Here is a 20,432-nt window from a genome sequence, read left to right on the forward strand (position 1 = left end):
TATTACGTACCCAACCCTCGATTGCGCAAGCGATTGAGCATGATGGCAACGGGAGCGATCCCGGTGGGGGCCAGTCCGATCATTGCGAAGCACCTCGAGTGCGTGACCTCGCTGGGACCCTCCACCCGCGGAATCCATCCGGGACCGTGGCGAATGAAAGCCGCACACGCAGTCCGAATGTACGGGAGCAATCGTCGCCCCGAAACCATCACTCAAACGCTTGGCAAACCGGGGGCGTCCATGTACGCAATGACGGGTTGCTGTAGCAGTCATTGCGAGGAGCGCAGCGACGCGGCAATCGGTCCGGAGAGCCCGCCGACCGGGAGCCTTGCGGATGCCCGTCAGGCGCCCGCCGGGTCTTCCTGACTGGACAGGTCGGCGGCTTCGGCGTGGCGAATGCGGCTCAGAGGGAACAGGCAGGTGAAGCGGCTGCCCTGGCCGACCTGGCTCTCGATGGCGAGGTGGCCGTCGTGGCGGGCAAGGACGTGCTTGACGATGGCAAGCCCCAGTCCGGTGCCGCCGCGGGACTGGGTGCGTCCGGCGTCCACCCGGTAGAAGCGTTCGGTCAGCCGCCCGAGGTGGTGGCTGGCGATGCCGGGGCCGGTGTCCTCGACGATGAGGCGCGCGCCGTCGGGATCGGCGCGCCACTTCAGGGTGATCGTGGTGCCGCCGGGGGTGTACTTGACCGCGTTGAAGATCAGGTTCGCGCAGGCGGAACGCAGCTCGTCCGGATTCCCCCGGAATTCCAGCGTGGGGTCGGCGTCAAGGACGATCCGATGGGCCTCCGTGCCCGACAGCAGCCGCGCCTCCTCGGTCAGTTTCTGCAGCATCGGTAGCGGGTTGAACCAGTCCTGCGGGCCGGTAGTTTCACCGGTTTCCAGGCGCGAGAGCAGTAGCAGGTCGTCCACCAGCAGCTTCATGCGTTCCGACTGTTCGCGCAGCATCTGCACCGAGCGGGTCAGTTCGGGCTGGTCCTCCAGCGCGTCTTCCAGTGTCTCGGTGACGCCGTAGAGCACGGTCAGCGGCGTGCGCAGCTCGTGCGAGACATTCGCGATGAAGTCGCGGCGCATTACCTCCAGCCGGTGCAGATGGGTGGTGTCGCGCGCCAGAAGCAGGTACTGCGCATCGCCGTAGGGGAGCATGCGCATCTCCAGTTGGCGCTCGTCATCCAGCGGCGACGGGACGGTGACCCGCGCCAGCGACTCGCGGGCGCGTTCCATGAAGGTGAGGAATTCCGGGTGGCGCAGCAGGTGGGTGATGCGCTGGCCCTCGTCACGCGGCCACTCGAGCCCGAGCAGCTGGCAGGCCATATCGTTGATCCATTCGATGCGCAGGTCGTCGTTGAGCACCACGACCGCGTCGGGCATCGCGCGTGCCGAGTCGCGGTAGCGTTCCAGGAGCTGGCGCAGCCGATGCACCCGATTCTCGTGGCGTTTGCGGCGGCGGTAGAGCTGATCGAAGATCACGCCCCAGAGCCCACGCACATCGGGGGGCTCGGCGCGCCCGCCACGGCGCAGCCAGGTCTCCAGCCACAGCAGGTTGGCGATATTCCAGGCCAGGGCCGCGCCCAGCAGGAAGGCCACCGTGGGCCAGAACTGGCCGGTTGCCCAGCCAAGCGCCAGGATCGGCAGCGCGATCAGCAGGCTGGTAATGAGGATGTCGGGCCAGGTCTTGCGGGGCTGCACGGGGACCGCCGAAGGTCAGGGGTGTTGCGAGAAACGGTACCCCGAACCGCGCACGGTCTGCACCAGGTGATCATGGCCGGTGTCGGCCAGCGCCTTGCGCAGGCGGCGGATGTGTACGTCTACCGTGCGTTCCTCGACGTACACGTTGGTGCCCCAGACCTTGTCCAGAAGCTGTTCGCGGCTGAACACGCGGTCCTGGTGGGTCATGAAGAAGTGCAGAAGGTTGTATTCCGTGGGGCCCATGCTGATGGGTTCGCCATTGCCGGTGATGCGGTGCGAGACCGGATCCAGGCGCAGGCCCTCGATCTCGACCGGTTCCTCGCTGGTAGTGGGCGAGGTGCGTCGCAGCACCGCCTTCATGCGCGCGACCAGCTCGCGCGGCGAGAACGGCTTGGTCACGTAGTCGTCGGCGCCGACATCCAGGCCGCGCACGCGGTCTTCCTCTTCGCCGCGCGCGGTCAGCATGATCAGCGGGATGTCCTTGGTGACCGGGCTTGCCTTCAGGGTGCGTGCCCAGTCGATGCCGCTGATGTCGGGCAGCATCCAGTCCAGCAGGATCAGGTCCGGCGGGTCCTCCAGCAGCAGGGACTTGGCGCTGCGCACGTCGCCGGCCTCGCGCACCTCGTAGCCCGCCTTCTGGAACGGCAGCTGCAGCATTTCGCGAATGGCGGTGTCATCCTCCACCAGCAGAATTCGAGTGGCCATGGCCCCGTCTCGTGATTGCCTGGTCGGCATTAGATAACAGCCATGTTACAGACATGTGAACCTGCGGATCGTGAATGGTCCCGAAGGTGCAGGTTTGGAGGCCCGTTGGCCTGCGCGCTGGCGGCCACGCCTTCAGGTGCCGAGTACGAAGCGCTCGTCGCCGTGCAGGAAGATCATGCCGTCGTGGTGAGGGGAGCGGGCCAGTTGCTGGCGGATCGCCTGCTCATGGCCGGGCTTGAGGTGGGTGATGGCGATACGCGGGCGGTGTTCCAGCATGGCCAGATCCTCGCCCAGATGCTGCGGGGTGTAGTGCTTGGCCAGGTCGGCCATGCCCTCCATCTCGTCCGGGAGACCGGTCTCGATCATCAGCAGGTCGAGATTGGGCAGGGCGTTGAGCGCCGGCCAGAGCTGATGCGAGGAGGTGGTGTCGCCGCTGAAGGCGAATGCGGCACCTTCGTGGTTGGTCACGCTGTACCCCACGGCGGGTACGGTATGCCGGGCGGGCAACACGCGGATCTCGCGGTCCCCGGCGGCGACCGTCTGTCCGGGCTGCAGGGATTCCAGCCGGATCAGGGGCTGATCGGGACGGGGCAGGCGTGTGAAGTCCGGCCAGATCACCCAGTTGAACACGTGATCGCAAAGGGCCTTCAGCGTGGCGGGTAGCCCGTGCACGTGGATGGGTTCGGCATTCGGGCTGTAGACCATGTCCGCGAGCATGGGCAGGAAGGCGATATGGTCGAGGTGCGAATGGGTCAGGAACACGTGACGGATGCGGCGCAGTTCGTCCAGGCTCAGGTCGCCCACGCCGCTGCCGGCATCGATCAGGATGTCGTCATCGATGAGGATGGACGTAGTGCGCCGGCCGGGGCCAATCCCGCCACTGGCGCCCAGGATGCGAACGGACAAACTCATGCCGGATAGTATATCGAGCCGTCAGCAAGCCGTCCCGTCACCTGTCGGGAGGTCGGCCTGGCGGGGCCGGTTGCCCCGCGGTGCTGGAGATGGTTCACGGACATGTCCTAATGCTAGACCCTGTGCAGGTCCTGCTTCCGTGACGTGTGGCGCGAAAAGGCGACTCCGTGCTCCGTGACGTGAGCGGGCAGGGCTTCCCGAGAAGGGACGGACTTGCTAGAATGCGCCGCATCTGAAGGGGCGGTAGCTCAGCTGGGAGAGCGTCGCGTTCGCAATGCGAAGGTCGGGAGTTCGATCCTCCTCCGCTCCACCAGGATTCAAGAAAAAGGGCCTGCTTTTGCAGGCCTTTTTTCGTTTCGGGCGTGGGTACGTCGCGCGCTACCAGCTCTTGTAGGGCAGGAATTTTCCGTTCCAGGTGATCTTCACGCGGTCACCCTTCGGGTCCTCCACCTTGTCGATGTCCATGGTGAAGTCGATGGCACTCATGATGCCGTCGCCGAATTTCTCGTGGATCAGGGCCTTCATCGTGTCGCCGTAGACGTTGATCGCCTCGTAGAAGCGGTAGATTACCGGGTCCGTCGGGATGGTGTTGTCCCAGGCCTTGTGCGGGAAGGCCTGCAGGGCCTGCGAGACTTCCGGGCCGAGACCGAGGAAGCCGGCGAGCTTGTCGGCCTGGTCGCTCTCCAGGTGGTTCATGCCGTAGCAGGCAGAGGTCACGTAGACCTCGTGCAGCCCGGTGGCCTCGGCGATGGCGGCCCAGGTGGTGCCGCGGTTCTCCTTGGCCTCGAGGATGGTGGTGGTCATGGCGCTCTTGCTGAGACTCATCAATTGGCTCCTTAGAATGCGATGGGTAAAGGTAGGGGTCAGACCGCGCGGACCATGCGCGGGCCGGGTTCGGGGTTGGCCTCGGGTTTCGCCGGATTAACGATGCGCGGACTGTGACGCGGGTTGTCGCCGCGGGCGGCGGCCTCCTGGGCCTTGGCGGACATCACCTTTGCGCCCTCGACCAGGAAATCGACCAGGTGGTTGCGGATCGGGTAGTAGGCCTCTTCCTGGTGGAGTGTGGCCCGGGTGCGCGGCCGCGGAATGTCGATCTTGACCGACTCGGCCACCTGGGCATGCGGGCCGTTGGTCATCAGCAGCACGCGGTCGGCCAGCAGGATGGCCTCGTCCACGTCGTGAGTGATCATGAACACGGTCTGGTGGGTCTCCGACCAGATCTTCAGCAGCTCCTCCTGGATTACGCCGCGGGTCAGGGCGTCCAGCGCCCCGAACGGCTCGTCCATCAGCAGCAGCTTGGGCTCGATGGCGAAGGCCCGGGCGATCCCGACGCGCTGGCGCATCCCGCCGGAGAGCTGCGACGGCTTACGGTCCATGGCATCGTCCAGTCCGACCATGTGCAGATACCGCTCCGCGTGTTCGCGGCGTTTTGCCTTGCTCCAGTTGGGCCAGCGGGCGCGCACCGCGAACATCACGTTGTCGCGTGCCGAGAGCCAGGGCAGCAGGCTGTGGTTCTGGAAGATCACGCCCTGGTCCAGGCTCGGGCCCTTGATCTCCTTGTTATCCATGATCACGTTGCCGTCGGTGGGTGTGGCCAGGCCGGCGAGCACGTTCAGGATGGTGGATTTGCCACAGCCGGAGTGACCGATCAGGCAGACGAACTCGCCCTTGTCGATGGTCACGTCCACGCCCTCGAACACGGTCAGCAGTTCGTTCGAATCGGGCTGGGGGAAGCGCTGGCTCAGGTTCTCGATTTCGAGGAATCCCTTGCTCATGTTTGGTCTCCTTTTGGGGCCGCGCCGACTTCAGTCGGCGTAGCGCACGAACTTGGTGGCCTGGGCGAGGGAGGCATCGAGCAGGAAGCCGACGATGCCGATCATGATGATCGCGAAGATCACGCTGGCGAGATCGAGGTTGTTCCACTCGTTCCAGATGTAGTAACCGATGCCGGTGCCACCCACGAGCATCTCGGCGGCGACGATGACCAGCCAGGCAATGCCGATGGAGATGCGCATGCCGGTCAGGATGGTCGGGGCCGCGGCGGGCAGGATCACCGTGAAGGCCGTACGCAGGCTGGATAGCTCGTGGGTCTTCGCCACGTTCAGCCAGTCATTGCGCACCGAGGCGACGCCATAGGCCGTGTTCACGAGCATCGGCCAGATCGAGCAGATGAAGATCACGAAGATCGCCGACATGTTGGAATCGCGGATCACGAACAGGGCGAGCGGCATCCAGGCCAGCGGCGAGATCGGCTTGAGGATCTGGATGTAGGGATCGAACGCCTTGTTCAGCAGCGGCGACATGCCGATCACGAAACCGAGCGGAATGGCGATCAGTGCGGCCAGGGCAAAGCCCAGCAGGACGCGGTAGATCGAGTAGGCCAGCTGGATACCGATGCCCTTGTCGTTCGGGCCCGCGTCGTAGAACGGGTTGCTGAGTTCGCTGAAGGCGTGGCTGAACACCTGCGTTGGGGCCGGGATGCCACTGCCGGAACTCGGCTGGGCGCCGCCGGTCAGGCGTTCGTATTCGCTCAGCTCGCCCTGTTGCGGCGCGATGGCCTCCGGGGCGGTGGCCAGTTGCCACACACCCAGGAAGACCACGAGCATCACCAGCGAGAGAACGGTCGCCCGGAAGTTGAGATTGCTCAACATGGCTTAGCTCCTGCGGATTGCGAAGCTGTCGAGATAGCCTTCCGGGTCGGTGTAGTCGAACACCTTCCCCATGATCTCGAAGTTCTTGTAGGTATCGCTGGGTGCCTCGTAGCCCAGTTCGGTCATGACGTCGGCGCATTCGCTGGCCAGGAAGACGTCTTCCGCCAGGCGGTTGTAGTCGAAGTCGCGATCCACATAGCCCCAGCGCTTCATCTGGGTGAGGATCCAGGTGGCCATTGAGTGCCAGGGGAAGGGGTCGAAATCGATCCGGTGCGGATCGTTCTGGACGTTGCCCAGGCCGTCGGCGTAGCGGCCGGTAAGGACCTGCTCCACTACGGATTGCGGCTGGTTGAGATAGGCGCGCGGGGAAATAGCCTCGGCGATCTCGGCGCGGTTGTTGATGTCCGAGCTGTACTGGGTGGCCTCGATCAGGGCGCGGAACAGGGCGCCGAAGGTATTCGGGTGTTCGTCGGCGAAGGCGGCCGAGCACGCGAAGGCGCAGCACGGGTGCCCGTCCCAGATCTCCTTGGTCAGCATGTGGATGAAGCCGATGCCGTCCCAGACTGCACGCTGGTTGAACGGGTCGGGGGCCAGATAGCCATCGACGTTCTCGGCGCGCAGGTTGGCCACCATCTCCGGCGGCGGTACGACGCGGATGCTGATGTCGCGATCCGGGTCCAGCCCGTGTTCCGCGACGTAGTAGCGCAGCAGGAAGTTGTGCATGGAGTATTCGAAGGGCACGGCGAAGGTGAAGCCCTTCCAGTCCTTCGGATCGCGCTTGTCCTTGTGCTTGTTGTGCAGGGTGATGGCCTGACCGTTGATGTTCTCCACCGCCGGCATGATGTAGTGCTCGCGCGAGGAACCGGAGCCCAGGGTCATCGACAACGGCATCGGCGAGAGCATGTGCGAGGCGTCGTATTCGCCAGACAGCGACATGTCACGGGCCACCGCCCAGCCCGCGGTTTTGATGACCTCCACGTCCAGGCCCTGGCGCTCGTAGAAGCCCATGGGGTGGGCCATGATGATCGGCGTGGCGCAGGTGATCGGCACGAAGCCGACCCGCAGCTTGGTCTTTTCCAGCGGCCCGCCGTCCTTGATTGCAGCCTTCACCTTGTCCAGCGGCAGGATGGAACCCAGCGCTGCGGCCACGGTACCGCCCCCCAGCATCTGCAGGAAACGCCGGCGGTTGATCTCGTTGTGACCGAACATGCCGCGGACGATGGCGCTTTCCACCGCGCGATCGACCATGGCCTCGTCGCTCAGGTCTTCGCCCGTGGTGTGGGCGTCGGCCTGCACGGGGTCATGGGTGGTGCGTCGTTCCAGTTTTTCTTCCAGGTCCGGGGACGCGGTGTCGAAGCAGCTGCAGCTGCCCGGGCCGGTGTGCCCGTGGCGGCAACTGGAGCCATGGCGCAGGTCGGCTTTGGCGTCAAAGGGATCGTGAAGACTCTTGGTCGGCATGGTCGGCTCTCCTCGTGGATCGAATCGATGCGGGCGTCGTTGCCGCGCATGCCGAGGGTCTTTGCAGGTGCCATGCCAACCGCGGGGAACGAGATGTGGTGGCGCTCCTGACCGAGCCGCAGAATGACGTTTTGTCGCCATTGCGGACAAAGCGGACAAAAGCTCCGCAATGCCGCGTGACTCGCTCTAAGTGGTTTCTATGCCGAGTTTTTTCAGGCGATAGCGAAGCTGGCGCGGGGTCAGGCCGAGCTCCATCGCGGCGCGGGTCTTGTTGCCCCCGTTTTGTTCGATGGCGCGCGTCAGGCGCTCCGTCTCGGAGGCGTGCACGCGCTGATACGGGCGCACCGCGCTGGTGCAGGCTGCGCCGTGGGGGGGCAGCATTCCGGTGTCATTGTGCAGCGTTGGTGCCGCGACCGGGTCCGCCCCGGCGCTCCGGGGCGCATCCTCGAAGGGGCTGATGCGCGACTCCTCGTGGAGGATCTCGTCGATGAGCGGGGTGCCAATGCGGCCGTCCGTGGATAGCAGCACCGCGCGTTCCAGCACGTTCTCCAGCTGGCGGATATTACCGGGCCAGTCGAAGGCCTCCAGGCGTTCCAGCACGCCGTCATCGACGACCACGTTCCAGCCGTGCAGGTGGGTGTAGCGGTCGAGGAAGTGGCGGGTGAGCAGGCGGATGTCGCTGGCGCGGTCGCGCAGCGCCGGCATGTGCAGCGGGATCACGTTCAGGCGGTAGAACAGGTCGAGCCGGAACTCCCCGGCATTCACCGCGGCCTGCAGGTTCTGGTGGGTCGCGGCGATGATGCGCACGTCCACCGGGATATCGCGCGAACCGCCGATCGGCTGGACCACGCGCTCCTGCAGCACGCGCAGGATCTTCGATTGCAATGCCTCCGGCATGTCGCCGATCTCGTCCAGGAACAGCGTGCCGCCGTCGGCCAGGGCGATCTTGCCGGTCTTGGCGCTGGAGGCACCGGTGAAGGCGCCCTTTTCGTGGCCGAACAGTTCGGATTCCAGCAGATCGGCCGGGATCGCGGCGCAGTTGATGGAGATGAACGGCTTGGCGTTGCGCTGGCTGATCCGGTGGATCATGCGCGCGATCTTCTCCTTCCCGGTGCCGGAGGCCCCGGTCACGAGCACGGTGGCCTGGGTGTCCGCGATGCGGTGGACCTGTTTCAGGACATGGCGCAGGGCCGGGCTCTCGCCGAGGATGCCGTACTGGCCGCCCTGGGTGTCCAGGGCGCTCTTCAGGTAGCGATTCTCGGACACCAGTTCGGCGGTGCGTTCGGCGATGAGCTGGTGAATGCGCAGGACCTGGCCGATCATGCTGGCGACCACCCGCAGCAGGTTCAGGTCGTCCTGGAATTGGCGCGAGCGGCGGCGCAGGCGATGCACCCCGAGGACCCCGATGGCATGTTCGTCCTGCACGATGGGGACGGCGATATAGGCGACGGTCTCCTGCGGCAGGGTGGAGCGGTCGATGGCGCGCGCGAGATATTCGGGCTCGTTGTCGATGTCCTGGATCAGGGCGATCTGGCCGGTCTTCATCACGCGCCCGGTGACGCCTTCGCCGAGGCTGTAGCTGCCGCGGTCGCGCTCGGCGTCGGTCAGGCCGTAGGCGTGGCGGATGCGTAGCTGTCCGCTGTTCGGGTCCGGCAGCAGCACACGGCCGCGGTTGAGGCCCAGCAGCTGCGACATCATCCCGAGGATGCGATAGATGGCGGCGTCCGGGTCGCCGGAGCGTCCCATGAGTTTGGCGACCTCCAGCAGCAGGGTGATCTCCTGCTCCCGCGTGGCGAGGTCGGGCGGGGTCGAATCGGATGCGTGTTGCGAGGCCATGGGTGGGGATATGCAGAAACCCTGCCAGTGCGCCCAAGGCGGCTTGTACAGGTCTGGCGCAGTAGCGGGGTGGTCCGTTTTGGTGCCGGTGCCTCGTGACGGGGCGGGGCGGCGCACCGTTGGCTTGCACGCGCCTTGCCGGGTGACGGAAAGAGGCCCGGCCGGGGTGGCCGGGCCTATGGGGTCCCGCTTGTAGGGATTATCCCTCGGCGTGGTAGCTGCTGCGCTTGATCAGGCGCACGCAGATGGCGTCCAGCATGTAGCCGATGATGCCGATCACCAGCACAAAGGCGGCCAGTTTGTCGTACTCCAGGGTGTCTCGGGCATCGTTGATCGCGTAGCCCAGCCCCGAGGTGACGCCGAGGTATTCCGCCGGGACCAGCACGATCCAGGCGACCCCCACGGCCAGGCGGATCCCGGCAAACACATCCTGCGCGATCGCGGGCATCACGATGTAGCGCAGGGTGTGGTACGGGTTGGCCCCCAGGTTGTTGCCCACCTTCAGCCACATCGGGTCAATGCGCTGCACCCCGTGGGCCGTGGCATAGGTGATGGGCCAGACGGCGGCGATGGCGATCAGGAAGATGATGGCCGCGTCCCAGGTGGCGAAGGCCAGCACCGCGATCGGCATCCAGGCCAGCGGCGAGATCATGCGCAGGAACTGGAACGGCACATGGGTGACCTGCTTCAGGGTCAGGAAGTAGCCGATCATCACCCCCAGCGGGACGCCGATGGCGATCGCATAGGCCAGACCCCAGCCCACGCGGTACAGGCTGGACTCGATCGGCTTCCAGACGTTGCCGGAGACGACAAGGTCCCAGAACGCCGCCAGCGTCGGCCCGGGGGCGAAGCTGGCAAAGGCCATCGTGTCCTCGTTGTTGGCGATGGCCCAGCCGCCCCAGTACCACAGGGCGAACAGGCCGGCGATCCCCAGTGCCGGGTATTGCAGTGCCCGGCGGGCGCGGTCGGCGAACCGCAGAAGCGGCATCAGCCGCTCCACGGTTGTGGGGTCGACGGAGAGCGTGGCTTCGCGGTTCATAGGACCACCACCTCCTCGCGGGCGAACGGCGAATCCATGTCCACACCCGGGGCACCCTGCCACGCGGTGTGGGTCTCCATCGCCTTGCGCACGAAGTCGTAGTTCACCAGGTCATCCTTCACGAAGTCCGGGTCCAGGCCTTCAAGGAAGGTGGTGTCGCCACCGACCAGGGTCTCGTTCATCGCGCCCACCAGCATTTTCGTCGCGGACGGGTAGGGCCAGGGCGAGAAGTCGATGCGGCCGTTCTCCCATTCGGGGTGACGGATCGCGCCGCTGTCGGCGTAGGTGCTGTCGTCGTGGTAGTTCGTCATCGCGCGTTCCACCACGTTGGCGGGCATAGGCAGGTAGCCCTTGCCGTCACGCGAGAGCATTGTGGCGATGCTCTTCTTGTCCTCCTGGATGGTGCCCTGGGCGCGGACCACGGCATTCATGACCTTCTGCGTCCACTCCGGCTCGCGGTCGGTCAGGCGCTCATTCATGCAGACCACGCAGCAGGGATGGTTCTTCCAGATGTCGCCGGTAAAGCGCAGCACGTTGCCGCGGGCCAGCAATTCGCCGGCGGCGTTGAACGGCTCGGCGACGATGTAGGCGTCGATGGAACGCGCGGCCAGCGCCGGTGGCATGTCCGGCGGCGGCATGATCATCAGGTTGACCTCGTGCGCCTCCAGGGCCGAACCCTGGTCGCGGATTACCGGAGTCAGGCCGGCGTCGCGCAGGGCCATCTGCATGACCACGTTGTGCATCGAATACCAGTAGGGGACGGCCACGCTCTTGCCGCCCAGGTCGGAGAACGACTGCACGTCCACGTGGCGCCCGGTGACCACGGCGGAGCCGTTGGTGTGGGCCCAGGACATGATCTTGACCGGAAAGTCGTTCTGGTAGCGCATCCACAGCGGGATCGGCTTGAGCAGATGCACCAGGTTGAAACGGTTGGCGGCGAAGGACTCGATCAGCGGCGACCAGCCGCGGATCAGGGTCGGGTCGGCGACCTCCAGGCCTTCGTCCTCGAAATAGCCCTCGGAGTGGGCGACCAGCAGTGCGGCGGCGTCGGTGATCGGGATGTAGCCGATGCGTACGACTCCGTCGAAGTCGCGGGTGGCAGCCTCGGGCTCGCCGAGGCTGCCGGGCTCGGCGCCGAACAGCGATCCGGGCAGGGCCAGCCCGGTTCCGGCCAGGCCGCCGACGGCGGCGGTGCGCAGGAAGTTGCGGCGGGAGAAGCTGCGGTCCAGCAGGCTGTCCAGCTCGCGGTCGATGTCGTGGTGATTGTCGCAGTTGCACATGGTGGTGGTTCCTCGGTCAGGGTCGGGCAGTGGCGGCGGTGGATCAGGCAGCGCGTACGCGTGCCCGGGATTCGGATGTGGTCGGTTCGGTCGCCTGGCCTTCGTCTTCCGTTTCAGGCGAAGCGGTCTCGGACCCGGCGGCTTCCGGAGCGGTGCCCGGGCTACGGGTGGCCCCGAAGTAGCCCATCAGTTCGGCCTTGCGGTCGACGAAGGCCTGGCTGTTGCGGTCGCGGGGGTGGTCGAGTTCGATGCTCAGCTCGGCGGTGATCGTGCCGGGGTTGGAGCCCATGACCAGCACGCGGTCGGCCATGGCCACGGCCTCCTCGATGTCGTGGGTGACGAACACCACGGAGATGCCGCGTTCGCGGGCCAGGCGGGTGACCTCGTCCTGCAGGGCGACCCGGGTGAAGGCATCCAGGGCCGAGAACGGTTCATCGAGCAGCAGGAGCTCGGGGTCGGTGGCCAGGCTGCGCGCCAGGGCGACACGCTGTTGCTGGCCGCCGGAGAGCGACTGCACGTTGACCTCGGCCTTGTCGGTCAGGCCGACGGTCTCCAGCAGCTGGTCGATGCGCTCGCGCATGTCGCGCTTGCGGCCCTGGAAGATCAGGCCCAGCGAGGCGTTCTTGCGCACGGTCATCCAGGGGTAGAGCGAGGGCTTCTGGAACATCATGTTCCAGCGCGGACTCGGCTTGATCACCTGGTGGCCGTTGATGCGCACGCAGCCATCGCTGGGCATCAGCAACCCCGCGAGCATGTGCAGCAGGGTGGACTTGCCGCAGCCACTCTGGCCGATCAGGGCCACGGTCTCGCCCGGCGCGATGTTGACCTGGATGTCCTTCAGCGTGGGGGCTTCCTGCCCGGGATAGTGATGGGTGATGTAGTCGATGGAGATGGCGGCGCCCATGGCGTGTCCCTCTTGATCCTTCGTTCATGAGCCGCCGGGCGGATCGCTTCGGCGGCGCGTTCACGAAGGTTCCTTACAAGGGACGTGCCAAACCCGTCCTGATCCCCGGGATTTTCATCGTTGGCGGGTTCGAAACGGCGTGCTGACGCGAAATACCGGGAGGCAGGGTGGGTGCGCCGGCAAGCCGGGGCGATCCGGCGCGGGGCATGCGCAATGGACAATCCGGACAAAGCGGCCGATTCCGGGTGGACAAAGTGGACGAAATGGTCGTCGGGTGACGGGGCGATTCCGGAGCGACGTCCCGAAAACGGCCTTGTGGTGCGGTGTGCGCGATGTTGGCACGGCTTCTGCACCGGGATGGGCGACCCGGTCGAACGCCGGGGAACCACGAATCCCAACTGCGAGGAGTATCACCATGTCCGTAGCCGAAGCCACCACCTCCCTGACCGTCAACGGCCTGGAGCCGATCGACCAGGACGGCCTGAACGGCCTGGCCGCCAAGGGCAAGGCCAACCCCGAAAGCATCGTGACCCTGAAGGCCACCACGGTCTGCGAGGGCAAGTTCCGCAACCTGACCTACGTGCGCGATCTGGATGCCCACGTAATCGACGAGCCGCCGCACCTGCTCGGTGACGACACCGCGCCGAATCCCTCCGAGGCCGTTCTCGCCAGCCTGGGCGCCTGCCTGTCGGTGGGCATGCACGCCAACGCGATCGACCGCGGCATCACGCTGACCAAGCTCGAACTCACCCTGGAAGGGGATATCAACGTGACCGCCGTATGGGGCGTGGGCGACACCGACGTCAACAAGCACCTCGGTTTCTCCGACATCCGCGTGAAGGCGCACCTGGAAGGCGATGCCAGCGAGGAGCAGCTCAAGGACCTGGTGGCGCATGCCGACTTCTGGTCGCCGGTCGCCAACACCATGCGCAACCCGGTCAACGTCAGCGTCGAGCTGGCCTGAACCGGTTACTGGATCTTTACGGGAGTAAAACCCAATGCTCGAAACCCGCACTCAAGACGTGACGGGGGTGTCGCCGGCCGCAGGGCCGGCGGATGCCGACGCCGCGCTGCAGGCGCTGGTGGAACGCGACCTCGCGCCACTGACCGCCCGTATCGACCGCGAAGGCCTGTACCCCGAGGATTTTCTGCGCGAGGCTGGCCGCCTCGGCGCCTTCAATCGCCATCTGGCCAGCCAGAACGCCAGTGGCACCACCGACATTGCCAGCGCGATCCGCGCCACCGAGGTGATCTCGGCCGAGTGCATGACCACCGGGTTCGTGGCCTGGTGCCAGAACGCCTGCGCCTGGTACGTGGAGAACAGCAGCTCGGACACACTCAAGCGCGAGGCGCTGCCGAAGCTGGCCAATGCCGAGGCGCTGGGCGCCACCGCGCTGTCCAACCCGATGAAATGGTTCGCCAACATCGAGGACCTGAAACTCTCCGCCGAACGCGTGGACGGGGGCTATGTGGTCTCCGGGTCGCTGCCCTGGGTGTCCAACCTGGGCGAGGATCACTACTTCGGCGCGATCTTCCGGACCACCGACGCGAACCCGCGCCCGGTGATGGCACTGATCAACTGCGCCGACCCCGGTTTCAGCCTGACGGCCTGCCCCGAGTTCACGGCCCTGGAGGGGTCGCGCACCTTCGGTTGCCACTTCGACCGCGTATTCGTGCCCGATGCGCACGTGCTGGCCGAGTCGCTCCCCGAGTACATCCGCCGGATCCGTCCGGGCTTCGTGCTGCTGCAGATGGGCATGGGGCTGGGGCTCATCGACGGCTGCCTTCGCACGATGCGCGAGGCCAACGAGACCCTGGCGCACGTAAACGGCTATCTCGACGACCAGGTCGGCGAACTGGAAGAGGCCCTGGAGGACGGGCGCGCGGCCTGTTATGCGCTGGCCGAGACGCCGTTCGACGAATCCGAGCGGTTCTTCGCGGACGTGCTGCAGATGCGCCTGACCGGGTCCGAGCTGTCGCTGCGCGCGTCGCAGTCGGCCCTGCTGCACTGCGGGGCGCGCGGCTACAAGGCGGATGCGGCGGCCCAGCGAAAGCTGCGCGAGTCGTACTTCGTGGCCATCGTGACACCGGCCATCAAACACCTGCGCAAGGAGCTTGCGCGCATCCACGCGCACTGAAACCACCACCCACGGTCGGGGCCCCCGGGCCCCGGGCCGAATCAAGGAATCGCCATGCTGGAAATCACTACCCGAATGGATCCCGAGGCGGCCGTCGCCACCCTGAAGGCGGCGATCGATGCCCAGGGCCTGAAGCTGGTCTCGCATATCAACGGTCAGGCCAACGCCGCGAAGATCGGGGTCGAGGTGCCGACCGATCAGATCCTCGAGGTCTTTCACCCGAGCTACGCGGTGCGTGTCTGGGAGGCCTGCAAGCCTGCGGGCATCGATATCCCGTTGCGTATCCATGTGTCCGGTGATGGCGACATCCTGCGTATCAGCACGCGTTCCGCGCGGGAGGTGTTCGCGCCGTGGGCCAACCCCGACCTGGAGGCCATCGGATCCGAACTGGACCCGAAACTGCAGGCCATTCTCGACGCCGTGGAGGCCGCGTGATGAGTACCGAAACCGACGCATTCAAGCGCTATATCTGCAAGGTCTGCGGCTATATCTACGACGAGGCCAAGGGCGATCCGGATTCCGGCCTGGCGCCGGGGACCCGCTTCGAGGATATCCCAGACGACTGGTACTGCCCCGACTGCAACGTGACCAAGGCCGACTTCACCGCGCTGGAACCGCGCGCCGAAACGGCGGACGCGGGCGCCGCCGCGATGGCCTGGAGTGCCGGGAGCGGTATGGCCGACCCGGATGCGGTGGTGATCGTCGGTGGCGGCATGGCCGGCTGGGCCCTGGCCGAGGCCCTGCGCGAGCGGGATCCGCGGCGGACCATCCGCCTGCTGACGGCCGACTCGGGCGATTACTACACCAAGCCGCGGATCTCCAACGCCTTCGCGCGCGGTACCACGGTCGAGGACCTGGTCGAAGAGACCGGATCGGCGCGGGCGGCGCGGCTGGGGGTCGACCTGATGCCCTTCGTGCGGGTGCTGGATATTCACCGTGCGCAGCAGCGCCTTATCACAGCGCGCGGGGGTGTGCCGTACGGCCAGCTGGTGCTGGCCACTGGCGCCCGGCCGCGCCGGATGGCGTTCCCGGACGGTGCCGCGCCCCCCCTTGCCGTGAACACGCTGGAGGATTATCGGGTCCTGCGCGCGGCCCTGGAGGCCGGCGGCGGCGCGCCCGCCCATACCCGGGTGGCGATCATCGGGGCCGGGCTGGTGGGCTGCGAACTGGCCGACGATTTGGCGGCCGGTGGCCACCCCGTGCAATTGATCGAGTGCGCGCCGGGGCCCCTGGCCGGGCTGTTGCCGTCGGAGCTGGGTGCCGATCTGCGGCAGGCGCTGGGCAACCACGGCGTGCAGTGGCACACCGAGGCCACCGTCCAACGCATTGAGCCGGTAACGGAGGCGACGCAGCGCCTGGTCCTGGCGGACGGCGAGACCCTGGAGGCCGAGGTGGTGATCAGCGCCCTGGGCCTGGAGCCCCAGCGCGAGCTGGCGGAGCGCGTGGGCCTGGCCTGCGATCGCGGGATCGAGGTGGATGCGCTGCTGCGCACCACCGATCCGGCGATCTTCGCCCTGGGTGATGGCTGCGAGTTCGAGGGCCGGCTGCGTCCGTACGTGGAGACCCTGCGCGGCCAGGCCGCGGCGCTGGCCCGGACCCTGTCGGGCGAAGCGACGGTCTACCGACCGGATGCCGGGGTCGTGCAGGTGAAGACCGGGAGCCTGCCGCTGAACGTCTGTCCGCCGCAGGTCGAGGGCGGCGAGTGGGTGGAGATCACCGCCGATGGAGACGGGCGCCACCTGGAGTTTCACGCCGACGGACGGCTCGCGGGCTTTGCCCTGTCGGGGCGCCACGCAAGGCGGGCCCGCGAACTGGAGACGCACCTGGGCAAGCCGGTGGTCGATCCCCGGGCCCGCCTGGCGTCTTGAGCGCTACCGGGCCGGCGGGGCCGGCCCGGAGCGGGCTCATATGACCCCGTCGAGGCGCAGGTAGCCGATCAGGAACAGCACGGCCAGTACGCCGGCCAGCACGTAGAGCCAGTTGGACAGCGTGGGGTTGTTGGGGCGGCTGAAGAAGGCCGCCCACAGCGCCAGCAGGATAAGGACGAAAAAGAAGAACAGGAAGCGCATGCGTCAGGCTCCTTCCGGGACGGCGTAGGGCAGATCGACCACCTCGGCCGTTGCACCATCCGGGGCACCCCAGCGCAGCTCGCCTTCCGCGGCGGCCACCTGCACGACCGCAAGGGCGGAGTAGAGCCCGTCCGGGTGGAGTTCGGCCGCGACGATCTCGCCATCCGACTGCTCCGGCTTGCCGTCCGCGCGAAAGACCGGCGAGCCGGGTTGCGGCGGGGTCTGGGTATGGATGGCCAGGCGGAACATGCGCCGCTTGAGCTTGCCCAGGTAGTGCATGCGCGCCACCACCTCCTGCCCCGGGTAGCAGCCCTTCTCGAAACTGATCGCGCCGAGGGCGTGCAGGTTCAGCATCTGCGGGACGAACATCTCGGTGGTTTCCTCCACCACCGTCGGGACGCCGGCAAGGATGTCCAGCAGTGCCCAGTCACGCGGGCCCACCGGGGCCGCGTGGACGTTCAGGCTGTCCCAGGCGCGGCGCATGGCGTCGATCTCGCCGAACAGTTCGAAGCGCGGGTGCAGTCCGGGTACCCGGACGACGGTCACGCCATTCTTCTCGACCACCTCTTCCGGTGCGCCGGGACACACGCCCAGAGCGTTGGTCAGCTCCTTCTCGGCATCCGGTCCGGAAAAGCCGAAGTGGATGCGGGAGTCCCCGGCGTGCTCGATGATCACGTTCGCGCGCAGCACGAACATCTGCAGGCGCTTGGCGACCGGCTCGATCCGGTCCGCCGGCATCTCGAGCAGGTAGCCGTCCGCCGTGCGCAGCACGCGGAACACGGCATAGGCCCGCCCCTTGGGGCTGGAGTAGCTGGAGAGCTGGCTGTGCTGCGCGTCCACCGCATGGATGTCATTGCCGAACTGCCCCTGCAGGAAGTCGGTGGCGTCGTCGCCGCGCACCTCCAGCAGACCGCGGTGGGAGAGGTCGCAGATCACTTCGCCGTTGACGGCCATGCGGCGCTCGCGCTCCGGGTTGCCGTAGTGCAGGAGGTCGTCCTCCTCGAACTCGGCGCCGGCGTCGATCAAGTGGTGTTTCCAGTCTTCGCGCATCGGGATTCTCCTGTGGCAGTGCTCGTCGCCGCGCGCCGCCGGACCGATTCGCCATCGGTGGCCGGGACGCCCGGAAAGGCAGCGCTGCACTGGATTGAGGTGGTAAGCTGAACCAAGCGGCTCGATAGTAGACGAACCATTTGCAGGGTGTCAGCCCTGGTTTCCTTATCTTCCCGTTCAAGGGGGTGGCATGACTCGGCAGGGACGTCCCGTCTTTCTGGATTTGCGCAAGATCCGACTGCCGCTGAATGCCGTGGTCTCCATTCTGCACCGGATTACCGGTGTCTTCCTGATTCTGTCGATTCCCGTGCTGCTTTGGTTGCTGGATCGCTCGCTGGCCAGCCCCGCGGGCTTCGCACAGGTGATCGCGATCATCCACCATCCGCTTGGCCTGGCGGCGCTGGCGCTGGGTCTGTGGTGGCTGCTGCATCACCTGTTCGCCGGCATTCGCTACCTGCTGATGGAATTCGGCATCGGCGAGGATCGCGAGGGCTCGCTGCGCACGGCGCGTGATGCCCTGTACGCCGGTCTTCTGGCCACCGCGCTGGTGTGGCTGGGGCTGGTGCTGTGAAGCTGTTGAGCGGACAGCGCGCCTGGCTGCTGCAACGCATCACGGCGGTCTATGTGGGCGTGTACGTGATCCTCGCCCTGGGTTTCTTCGTGCTCGCTGCGCCGGCGGACCATGCGGCGTGGCTGGCGGTGATGGGGCACCCGGTGGTGGGGCTGCTGACAGCGGTGTTCGTGTTGCTGCTCTGGCTGCATGCGTGGATCGGCCTGCGCGACGTGGTGATGGACTACGTGCAAGCCCCCGGCTCGCGGCTCGTGGTGTTCGTGCTCGGTGGTGGCGGGTTGCTCCTGACGGGCCTGTGGGCGTTTTTCATTCTGATTCGAGCGGGGCTTGCATGAAGGGACTGGCATGAACGTGGCACGGCGCAAATTCGACGCCCTGATCATCGGCGCTGGCGGTGCGGGCCTGCGTGCCGCACTGCAGCTGTCCAACGGCGATGCCAAGGTCGCGGTGGTCTCCAAGGTGTTTCCCACGCGCTCGCACACGGTCGCCGCGCAGGGCGGGGTGAATGCCGCGCTGGCCAACGTGCTGCCGGACTCCTGGCACTGGCACATGTTCGACACCGTGAAGGGGTCGGATTACCTGGGCGATCAGGACGCAATCGAATACATGTGCCGCGCCGCGCCCAAGGTGGTCTACGAGCTGGACCACTTCGGCGTGCCGTTCTCGCGCCTGGACAACGGCAATATCTACCAGCGCGCATTCGGCGGGCAGAGCCAGAACTTCGGCCAGGACCAGGCGGCGCGCACCTGTGCGGCAGCTGACCGCACCGGGCACGCCATTCTGCACTCGCTGTACCAGCAGAACCTGCGCGCGCGTACGCACTTTTTCGACGAGTACTTCGCGGTGGACCTGCTGCGCGACGAGCAGGGCTTCGTGCTCGGGGTGCTGGCCTTCGAGATCCTGACCGGCGAGCCGATCGTGATCGAGGCGAAGACCACGCTGATCGCCACCGGCGGGGCGGGGCAGTTGTTCCGCACCACCACCAACGCCCTGATCAATACCGGCGACGGCATGGCGATGGCCCTGCGCGCCGGGGTGCCGCTGGAGGACATGGAGTTCGTGCAGTTCCACCCGACCGGGATCGCCGGGCGCGGCATGCTGATTACCGAGGGCGCGCGCGGCGAGGGCGGGTTCCTGATCAACTCCGAGGGCGAGCGCTTCATGGAGCGCTACGCCCCGCGGGCCAAGGACCTGGCCTCGCGCGACGTGGTCAGCCGCTCCATCGCCACCGAGGTGCGCGAGGGCCGCGGCTGCGGGCGCAACGCGGACCATGTGCTGCTGGATCTGCGCCATCTGGGCGCGGACACGATCATGCAGCGCCTGCCGGGCATCCGCGAGACGAGCATCACCTTCCTCGGGGTGGATCCGATCGAGGCGCCGATCCCGATCTTTCCGACCTGTCACTACAGCATGGGCGGGATCCCGACCAACCGCTTCGGCCAGGTGGTGGCGCCGGTCAAGGACACCCCGGAGGACCCGGTGCCGGGGCTGTACGCGGCCGGGGAGGCCGCCTGTGTCTCGGTGCATGGCGCCAACCGCCTGGGCGGTAACTCGCTGCTGGATATCCTGGTGTTCGGGCGCGCAGCGGCGAACCACATCCTCGAGTACCTGGCCGAGAACCGCTACCACCGCCCGCTGGACGAGACGGCCGTGGAACAGGCGATGGCGCGACTGACGCGCTGGGATCGCAAGGACCCGGGCGACGGCTCCGCCGAGCAGGTCGAACCGCTCAAGCGCGAACTGCGCAAGGTGATGGAGGACCACTGCTCGGTATTCCGCAGCGACCAGGTGATGCGCGAGGGGGTGGAGAAGGTCCGCGCGCTGCGCGAGCGCCTGAACCATGCAGTGATCGCGGACCACTCCGCCACCTTCAACACCGCACGGGTGGAGGCGATGGAGCTGGAGAACCTGATGGACTGCGCGATCGCGACCATCCGCTCCGCGCTGGGGCGCGAGGAGAGCCGCGGTGCGCATTCGCGCATCGACTTCCCCGAGCGCGACGACCAGCACTGGCTCAAGCACAGCCTGTACTCGCTGGCGGACGACAGCCTCGACTACAAGCCGGTGCGCACCCAGCCGAACACCGTGGCCTCGTTCCCGCCGAAGGAGCGCGTGTACTGATGGCCTGTCGGGA

At 66.7% G+C, this 20,432-nt stretch carries 20 protein-coding genes and 1 tRNA gene; 8 read left to right on the plus strand and 13 right to left on the minus strand.

Annotated features, from left to right (window positions below):
• Positions 1-341 precede the first annotated feature (341 nt).
• The 3 genes from phoR to F627_RS0106295 all read right to left on the minus strand — a co-directional run bounded on the left by phoR (position 342) and on the right by F627_RS0106295 (position 3,302).
• Positions 342-1,685, minus strand: coding sequence for a phosphate regulon sensor histidine kinase PhoR (phoR, locus tag F627_RS0106285; RefSeq protein WP_019583585.1), 1,344 nt, complete (start codon positions 1,683-1,685; stop codon positions 342-344).
• A gap of 15 nt (positions 1,686-1,700) precedes the next feature.
• Positions 1,701-2,390, minus strand: a complete 690-nt coding sequence (gene phoB / locus F627_RS0106290; RefSeq protein WP_018867288.1) for a phosphate regulon transcriptional regulator PhoB — start codon at positions 2,388-2,390, stop codon at positions 1,701-1,703.
• Positions 2,391-2,522: 132 nt separating this feature from the next.
• On the minus strand, positions 2,523-3,302 hold the full coding sequence (locus F627_RS0106295) for a 3',5'-cyclic-nucleotide phosphodiesterase (protein ID WP_019583586.1): 780 nt from the start codon (positions 3,300-3,302) through the stop codon (positions 2,523-2,525).
• Between the two features lie 237 nt (positions 3,303-3,539).
• Here F627_RS0106295 and F627_RS0106300 point away from each other — a divergent pair.
• Positions 3,540-3,615: transfer RNA gene (locus F627_RS0106300), tRNA-Ala, on the plus strand.
• 65 nt (positions 3,616-3,680) lie between these two features.
• Here the strand turns inward: F627_RS0106300 and cynS are convergent.
• From cynS to F627_RS0106340, 8 genes are all read right to left on the minus strand, one after another.
• Entirely contained in the window at positions 3,681-4,127 is a 447-nt protein-coding gene (gene cynS / locus F627_RS0106305) for a cyanase (RefSeq protein WP_019583587.1), read from the minus strand.
• 38 nt (positions 4,128-4,165) lie between these two features.
• Positions 4,166-5,077 (minus strand): ABC transporter ATP-binding protein, encoded by a 912-nt coding sequence (locus F627_RS0106310; protein ID WP_019583588.1) that lies wholly within the window; start codon positions 5,075-5,077, stop codon positions 4,166-4,168.
• A 30-nt stretch (positions 5,078-5,107) separates the two neighbouring features.
• The gene (ntrB, locus tag F627_RS0106315) at positions 5,108-5,953 is read right to left on the minus strand and encodes a nitrate ABC transporter permease (RefSeq protein WP_019583589.1); all 846 of its coding nucleotides are present in this window, start codon (positions 5,951-5,953) and stop codon (positions 5,108-5,110) included.
• Positions 5,954-5,956: 3 nt separating this feature from the next.
• Positions 5,957-7,411, minus strand: a complete 1,455-nt coding sequence (locus tag F627_RS0106320; RefSeq protein WP_019583590.1) for an ABC transporter substrate-binding protein — start codon at positions 7,409-7,411, stop codon at positions 5,957-5,959.
• Between the two features lie 186 nt (positions 7,412-7,597).
• Positions 7,598-9,247: a sigma-54-dependent Fis family transcriptional regulator gene (locus F627_RS0106325; RefSeq protein WP_019583591.1), complete on the minus strand. Its 1,650-nt coding sequence runs from the start codon at positions 9,245-9,247 to the stop codon at positions 7,598-7,600.
• Positions 9,248-9,446: 199 nt separating this feature from the next.
• A complete protein-coding gene (locus F627_RS0106330; protein ID WP_018867296.1) occupies positions 9,447-10,286 on the minus strand; it encodes an ABC transporter permease in 840 nt (279 codons plus the stop codon).
• A complete protein-coding gene (locus tag F627_RS0106335) occupies positions 10,283-11,566 on the minus strand; it encodes an ABC transporter substrate-binding protein (RefSeq protein ID WP_019583592.1) in 1,284 nt (427 codons plus the stop codon). Before F627_RS0106335 ends, F627_RS0106330 begins: the two co-directional genes overlap by 4 nt.
• 43 nt (positions 11,567-11,609) lie before the next feature.
• Positions 11,610-12,470: an ABC transporter ATP-binding protein gene (locus tag F627_RS0106340; RefSeq protein ID WP_019583593.1), complete on the minus strand. Its 861-nt coding sequence runs from the start codon at positions 12,468-12,470 to the stop codon at positions 11,610-11,612.
• Positions 12,471-12,885: 415 nt separating this feature from the next.
• On the opposite strand from F627_RS0106340, the gene F627_RS0106345 reads away from it, so the two are divergent.
• From F627_RS0106345 to F627_RS0106360, 4 genes are read left to right on the plus strand one after another with little or no spacing between them, the layout of a single operon-like run.
• Positions 12,886-13,434, plus strand: coding sequence for an OsmC family protein (locus F627_RS0106345; protein WP_018867299.1), 549 nt, complete (start codon positions 12,886-12,888; stop codon positions 13,432-13,434).
• A gap of 34 nt (positions 13,435-13,468) precedes the next feature.
• Entirely contained in the window at positions 13,469-14,608 is a 1,140-nt protein-coding gene (locus tag F627_RS0106350; protein WP_018867300.1) for an acyl-CoA dehydrogenase family protein, read from the plus strand.
• A 54-nt stretch (positions 14,609-14,662) separates the two neighbouring features.
• The gene (locus tag F627_RS0106355; protein ID WP_019583594.1) at positions 14,663-15,043 is read left to right on the plus strand and encodes a DUF302 domain-containing protein; all 381 of its coding nucleotides are present in this window, start codon (positions 14,663-14,665) and stop codon (positions 15,041-15,043) included.
• Complete coding sequence (locus F627_RS0106360) at positions 15,043-16,476, plus strand: FAD-dependent oxidoreductase (protein ID WP_019583595.1); 1,434 nt, start codon at positions 15,043-15,045, stop codon at positions 16,474-16,476. The genes F627_RS0106355 and F627_RS0106360 overlap by 1 nt, the downstream gene beginning before the upstream one ends.
• Before the next feature lie 36 nt (positions 16,477-16,512).
• Here F627_RS0106360 and F627_RS17125 read toward each other — a convergent pair whose 3' ends face one another.
• Complete coding sequence (locus F627_RS17125) at positions 16,513-16,677, minus strand: hypothetical protein (RefSeq protein ID WP_012983248.1); 165 nt, start codon at positions 16,675-16,677, stop codon at positions 16,513-16,515.
• 3 nt (positions 16,678-16,680) lie between these two features.
• Entirely contained in the window at positions 16,681-17,727 is a 1,047-nt protein-coding gene (locus F627_RS0106370) for a folate-binding protein YgfZ (RefSeq protein ID WP_019583596.1), read from the minus strand.
• A 190-nt stretch (positions 17,728-17,917) separates the two neighbouring features.
• Between F627_RS0106370 and sdhC the strand changes: the two genes are divergently transcribed.
• From sdhC to sdhA, 3 genes are read left to right on the plus strand one after another with little or no spacing between them, the layout of a single operon-like run.
• A complete protein-coding gene (sdhC, locus tag F627_RS0106375; protein WP_018867304.1) occupies positions 17,918-18,298 on the plus strand; it encodes a succinate dehydrogenase, cytochrome b556 subunit in 381 nt (126 codons plus the stop codon).
• Positions 18,295-18,633, plus strand: coding sequence for a succinate dehydrogenase, hydrophobic membrane anchor protein (sdhD, locus tag F627_RS0106380; RefSeq protein WP_019583597.1), 339 nt, complete (start codon positions 18,295-18,297; stop codon positions 18,631-18,633). Before sdhC ends, sdhD begins: the two co-directional genes overlap by 4 nt.
• A 10-nt stretch (positions 18,634-18,643) precedes the next feature.
• The gene (sdhA, locus tag F627_RS0106385; protein WP_019583598.1) at positions 18,644-20,419 is read left to right on the plus strand and encodes a succinate dehydrogenase flavoprotein subunit; all 1,776 of its coding nucleotides are present in this window, start codon (positions 18,644-18,646) and stop codon (positions 20,417-20,419) included.
• The last annotated feature ends 13 nt before the right edge of the window (positions 20,420-20,432 follow it).

The sequence above is a fragment of the Thioalkalivibrio sp. ALE16 genome, assembly GCF_000381305.1.
Taxonomy (GTDB): domain Bacteria; phylum Pseudomonadota; class Gammaproteobacteria; order Ectothiorhodospirales; family Ectothiorhodospiraceae; genus Thioalkalivibrio.